Consider the following 6,000-nt stretch of genomic DNA (forward strand, 5'->3'; position numbering starts at 1 on the left):
AAACGTCGCGGTAAAACGTTAACAAGGAATTCGGACTCTCCAAAAGAGAAGCAGTAGAAGTCCCTGCGTCGGGTTATGAGCCCTTCGATTATCTAATAAAAACAATATCTTAAGATGCCACTGTGCCCTGAGTGTGCCTCACTGCTGAAATAGTTGGCATCTGCCAACCTGAGAGAAAGCCCCACGGGTCGAGAGATCGGTGAGGCTTTTAAATTGGCGGTCAGATAGCAGTGGATTTTCAGTTCATGGCTATCCTGTCGGTACATGAAAAATAAGGCCGGCAAACGGGGCAGGAATTTGACCCATAGTGACCAGCGTCGACCAGGCTGTACGCTTCGGATGAGGCGTGAACTAAACCATGGAAACGGAAATGTGGCTCATGGTTCTAGACCCAAGTAGCTCACAATGCTTTGACGACATACACCGTGATGAATGCGATATGTTCGATTCAGAGACGATGGACCAAATCTATCCCCAGAACGTTCAACGGGCTCCGTTTTATTGGGAATAGTCTAGGCAAAAACTCTCAATGCTTATGAGTACAATCTTTTTCTCCTCGACAAAGAGAAATATTGACCAATTGTTCAATATTTAGCTTGACTTATTGACCGTACGATTGGTAAATTAAAGTCGGAAATCGATATTATGGCCCGCCCAAAAGATAGCACCCGAGTAAAAGCAGCCGAAAACCGGCAGAAAATTTTAGAATCGGCCATGGACACCTTCGCCGAGAACGGATATGAAGGGGCCAGTATGCGCCAGATTGCCTATGTGGCCGGCGTCAATACGTACATGCTTTACTATCATTTTGAGAAAAAGAAGACTCTGTTTGAGCAGGTCCTTAAATCTGTGACCGGCCAGGTATTCTCCGAGCTCGGGAAGGGAATTGGGGATGCTGAGGATCTGGAATCAGCCATCGGCAAGGTGTATGATATATATGCCGATCTGATGGCGAATCGTAAGGGACATCTGCGCTCCTTTCTAGCACAGGAAATAGCCGCCGGTGCCTCGCATATCGCCCCTGTATTACGGGTAATGGGGCCCGAGATCATCAAGCTTTTGGAGCCGAAATTATGTGACCACCTAAACCGAGAAGAGCTTCCCTATCAGGATGTCGTCCGGTCGGTTGTCATCATGATGTCATCCATAGTCGCAACCTTTCTATTGGAACCGGCATTCCAAAATTTGTTGGACGTTTATGGCTTAGCCGTTAGAACACCCGAGTATAAGGCTCAGTTCACCGCCACCATTATGGGCGGTATCGAGCAGCATTATGCAGGAAAATCTCGTAAACTGGAGGAGAATTGATGAAAGCGAAACTCATCCGCTGGACGATGGAAAAGTCAAAGATTATCGTATTTTTCACTGTCGTGCTCAGCCTGTTTTTGGCCTCGGGCGTACGCTTTATTCATTTTGAGGATGATATTTTGAAAATGCTCCCGGATGATATGCCTTCTCGCATCGTCTGGGAAGAGGTGGAAGATCAATTTGGCGCCACCGAACCTCTCTTAGTGTCGTTGGGCGGTGATGGTCAGCTTTTCACTGCCGAGCGATTGGCGATGATCTGGGATATCACCCGCATGATTGAAGACGATCCCAAGGTCGATGAAGTGCTGAGCCTGGCAACCATTAACCGTATCGACAATGTGGACGGTTTCCTGGAGGTTGGCGATCTCATGTCGGACCGCGATCTTAACGCTGAGGACATCGCAAGCATGGTTTCCTACCTCGAGGCCAATAGCGAAATTGCCGATCGTCTCCTCTCCGCCAATAAGGATTATGCTATGATCGCCGTCTTGCCCCGGGCCGGAGCGACGGATCAAGACCTGGTGGCTGCGACTGACCATGCATTGGAAATTGTCCCCGAAAGTGTCCAAATCTCCCTTGCCGGCATGCCGTACATGAGGGGTATCCTCTCCGAAACAGTCCAAACGGAAGTCTTTGGTTTGATGCGCATTGGTCTGATCATACTGGCGCTCGTTCTACTGGTCAACCTGCGATCAGTAGCAGGCCTCGGCATGGTGCTGGCCGTTAACATTCTCTCGACCGCATCGATGGCTGGATTTCTAGGCTGGCTGTTTTATTTAACAGGAAGCGATCAGTTCAACTTTACGGTCCTCAACAGCTCCATGCCGATCATATTGCTGACCATTGCAACAGCAGATGGGGTCCACATCATCACCCGATTCTTTAGAGAGATGCGCGAACGTGACGATGCCTGCGAGGCTCTTAAGGTAACCATGAACGTTCTCATGCTGCCGGTATTTTTAACTTCGATTACAACGATTGCCGGCTTCATCTCCTTGGTTACTGCTCCCCTGCGAGTGATGACCGGCTATGGCGTCGCAATATCGTTTGGCATCGGCTGGGCGTGGATACTGTCTATCACCTTATTGCCAAGTCTGATCTCGATGAAAAAATGGCGCTTGTCTGCCAAGGCACTCGCCAGCGCGGGTGCGTTTGAAAAAATTATCCATCGCGTCGGCCAGTTGGTGTTGGATAGGCCGAAAGCCGTATTGGCTGGCGGCATGGCATTGATAATCGTCTCGCTGATAGGGGCAACAATGGTGATTGTTGAGGTCAACTTCTTGACATTCTTCAAGCCAGCATCACCTATCCGCCAGAGCATGGAATTTGTGGATGACAATTTTTCAGGAACGCTTAACCTGGCTATTGAAATTAGTGGCGACCTCAAAGAGCCGACAGTTCTCTCGCAAATGGAAGACATTCAGACTCACCTTGAGCAGGAACCATACGTCGGCAGCACGATCTCCATTGCAAACATTGTTCGCAAGCTGCACCGCACGATAATGGACGATGATCCTGCTTTTGAGATTATCCCCAAAACGCGAGATAAGGTAGCCAACTTGCTCACGCTCTACGGCATGTCCGGCGACCCGGATGACTTCAGTGGGTTTGTCGATTACGAATACAGCAAGGGCTTGGTCACCGCGACAGTTAAACAGAATTCAACAGCTCAGCTTTTGGAAATGGTCGACCGCATTAACGAATATTTGGCCGAGATTCCAACGGACGATGTCACTGTGCGATTCACAGGCTTTCCCGTGTTTGTCAAAGATTTCGTGAATGTGCTCATCATAAGTTCGTTCAGGTCCTTAGCGGTCTCACTCATATTGGTGGTGCTGCTCTCGTGGTTCTTCTTTAGATCGCTCCGCTGGGGACTCCTGGCCGTCCTGCCGCTGGGCACTGCCATCATCCTCAACTTTGGGTTGATGGGATGGATCGGCCTGGAACTCAATCACGTCACCGCTCTGCTTACTTCAATCATCATAGGTGTGGGGGTCGATTTTGCTGTCCATTTTGTTGCGCAATATCGCTACTTCCTGAAGCAAGGCATGGATCGTGATATGGTGAGCCAAGCGACAATCGACGACGTTGGGTATCCCATTATCCTCAATGTGGCAGCGGTATCGTTTGGATTCTCGGCGTTGCTCTTCTCGCAATTCGTTCCCATGGAATATATGGGCGGGTTGGTGATCATCTCGATGGTTTCATGTGCCCTCGGTACGTTGACCATTTTGGCGACTCTTACCCATCTTATGCGTGATAAAGTGACTGCCTAAGATCGGCGCCGCGATAAACATTGAAGCAAACAATTTGCTAGAGAGGACTTAAAAATGATTCGCAACCTACTTATTGCACTACCATTGTTAGTGAGTATAGCAGTGGCCCAGACGGCTGAAGAGGTAGCCAAACTGATCGATGAGCGATCTTCGCCCGTTGATCTGACCTCAGACATGACGATGATCTTGACTGCCAAAAACGGCTCTACGAGAACATTGACGACCCACTCGGTGCGCAAAGATGATACCCATATGATCCTCTGGTTCACCGCCCCCGCCGATGATCGGGGCGTGGCGCTGCTGATCATTGAAAAGGAATCAGGGGATGAGATGCGTATGTGGCTGCCCGGATTCAAAAAAATGCGCCGAATTTCATCAAGCAAACGAGGCGGCAGCTTTATGGGTTCCGATCTCTCCTTCGAAGATTTGACCAGTCGTACCATTGAGGATTACACTTATAACTTACTTGACGATGAAACGACAGATGGTGTCGAGTATTGGATGCTTGAGAATATTCCCGATCCCTCACTGCGCTCTTCGTATGGTAGGATCGTTTCCAAAGTGCGCAAGTCTGACGCGTTTGTGGTGCAAGAAACATACTATGATCGAGGCGATGAGCTGCTGAAAGAACGTACGATTGAGGTCGGGGAATATGGCCAATATTCGTTGCCGACTAAAATGGTGGTTCGCAATGTTCAGAAAAGCCATACAACGGATTTAATCTTCGACAATATCGAGGTCGACACAGGTGTGGATCTCTCACTGTTCCATGAACGTAACCTGCGGAGGTTACCATGACGGTGACTCTACACTTGGCATTAGCATTGCTAGTTCTTAGTACGACAATTTCGGGCCAATTGGCCATTCACGGCGAGGTCAATCCGTTAATTCGGGTGACGACTGATCATCGCTATCTATCGTTGCCCCACCGATTTGTGACCCTCAACGGCGAGCAGCGTGGTGACCGCGTTGGTTTGTACTTCAGCACGGCACTGGAATACCGCCTGAACACCAATGCCGCCCTGATTGATCTGCGGGAAGCATATGCCGAGGTCACAACAGATCTGGGTGACTTCAAGTTCGGCAAACAGATTTTGGCCTGGGGGGCCGTCGATGGGAACAACCCCACCGACAATGTCAATCCGTACGATTTCTACTACCTCTTTTTGCCTGGCACCGATCGAAAACTGGGCGTGGTGGCTGGCTCGGCGATTCTCTACCTGGGTAATATCACCATCGATGCGGTGATTACGCCGGTGTTTCAGCCCAACCGCCTGCCGCTCAATGAACCCGATTTCCCCATCTTTGGCGATGGACCTCCTCCTGCTGATGCTCTACCGATTATAATACCCGATCGCTCTATTGATAATAGTGAATTCGGTCTACGAACCACATTACAGACCTCGTTCATGGATATCTCGGTTAGTTATTTCTCGGGATTCGACCGCTCCTTCTCTCCTTTTCTTCAGACGCAACCATTTCCGACTGCGCTTGGGTACCTCCGAACTCAAGTAGTTGGATACGACTTGGTCACCTTTTTAGGGGGCTGGGCGCTTCGAGTTGAGGGGGCCTACTTTGTCACCGAGGATAAGGACGCCGACGATCCCCTTGTACGCAACCCCTATATTCAGTACGCAGCGCAAGTCGACTACTCCGGCACAGTCAGTACCTGGATGGCACAGTATCTCGGCACTTACATCACGGGTATCGACGAAAGTGATGTTGTGCTGCTGTCTCCCACTGAATTTGTTAGCGAAGAGGTGAACGAGAAGGATCTTATAACGCCTAAGATGGGCATGCCATTTGCGGTGATCACTCAAAATGCCATCATGGCAAATGGGTCCCTGGACTTGATCGACGGGCGATATACGGTCCGGGCACAGACGCTGTACGATCTCGACAATGCCGGATATATGCTCGGTGGCGGCGTGGAGGTTCACATGGAAGATGCCTTTGATCTGGAAATTGCCCTCATCATGTTGGGGGGAGACGACGCGAGCAAACTGAGTAACTTGACCGACTTCTCTCATCTGTCTATCAGGCTTAGTTACAGCTTTTAAATTGATGGCATATAAAAAAGGCCCTCAGCCGCAAGATTACAGGGCTCATAAATATAAATAGATAAATATAAATAGAAAGGGGTCAAGTCTGCCGTTGACCCTTGTGTTCTATTGTCGCAAGATCATGCCATGAGCAGGCCATTACACCTAGCGTTGTCCGACCGCAGATTTTCCCAACAGGATAAGCTGGAGAGGACGGAAAGAAAAATAGTTAATAATCAAGATGTGACCGTATGCCGTGTATAACGTATGACCCGTGGGTTAAAGTCCCACCCTGGGAGTTGTCAGTTCGCCCAGGTAGTTTGAGGGAGGTGTTAGGGGTAACCCGAAGCGCCGAGTTCCCTGACAGAGCCCCT

Annotated in this window: 4 protein-coding genes; all 4 read left to right on the plus strand. The window is 49.7% G+C overall.

Annotation, left to right across the window (positions count from 1 at the left end; translation table 11 throughout):
• Positions 1 to 645: 645 nt before the first annotated feature.
• The 4 genes from V3U24_05320 (at position 646) to V3U24_05335 (ending at position 5,644) form a co-directional block, all read left to right on the plus strand.
• The gene (locus V3U24_05320; GenBank protein ID MEE9166867.1) at positions 646 to 1,308 is read left to right on the plus strand and encodes a TetR/AcrR family transcriptional regulator; all 663 of its coding nucleotides are present in this window, start codon (positions 646 to 648) and stop codon (positions 1,306 to 1,308) included.
• Positions 1,308 to 3,584, plus strand: a complete 2,277-nt coding sequence (locus tag V3U24_05325) for an MMPL family transporter (protein ID MEE9166868.1) — start codon at positions 1,308 to 1,310, stop codon at positions 3,582 to 3,584. The genes V3U24_05320 and V3U24_05325 overlap by 1 nt, the downstream gene beginning before the upstream one ends.
• Before the next feature lie 102 nt (positions 3,585 to 3,686).
• On the plus strand, positions 3,687 to 4,382 hold the full coding sequence (locus V3U24_05330; protein MEE9166869.1) for an outer membrane lipoprotein-sorting protein: 696 nt from the start codon (positions 3,687 to 3,689) through the stop codon (positions 4,380 to 4,382).
• A 95-nt stretch (positions 4,383 to 4,477) separates the two neighbouring features.
• Complete coding sequence (locus V3U24_05335; protein ID MEE9166870.1) at positions 4,478 to 5,644, plus strand: DUF1302 family protein; 1,167 nt, start codon at positions 4,478 to 4,480, stop codon at positions 5,642 to 5,644.
• Positions 5,645 to 6,000 lie beyond the last annotated feature (356 nt).

The sequence above is a fragment of the Candidatus Neomarinimicrobiota bacterium genome, from assembly GCA_036476315.1.
In the GTDB taxonomy this organism is placed as follows: domain Bacteria; phylum Fidelibacterota; class Marinisomatia; order Marinisomatales; family S15-B10; genus JAZGBI01.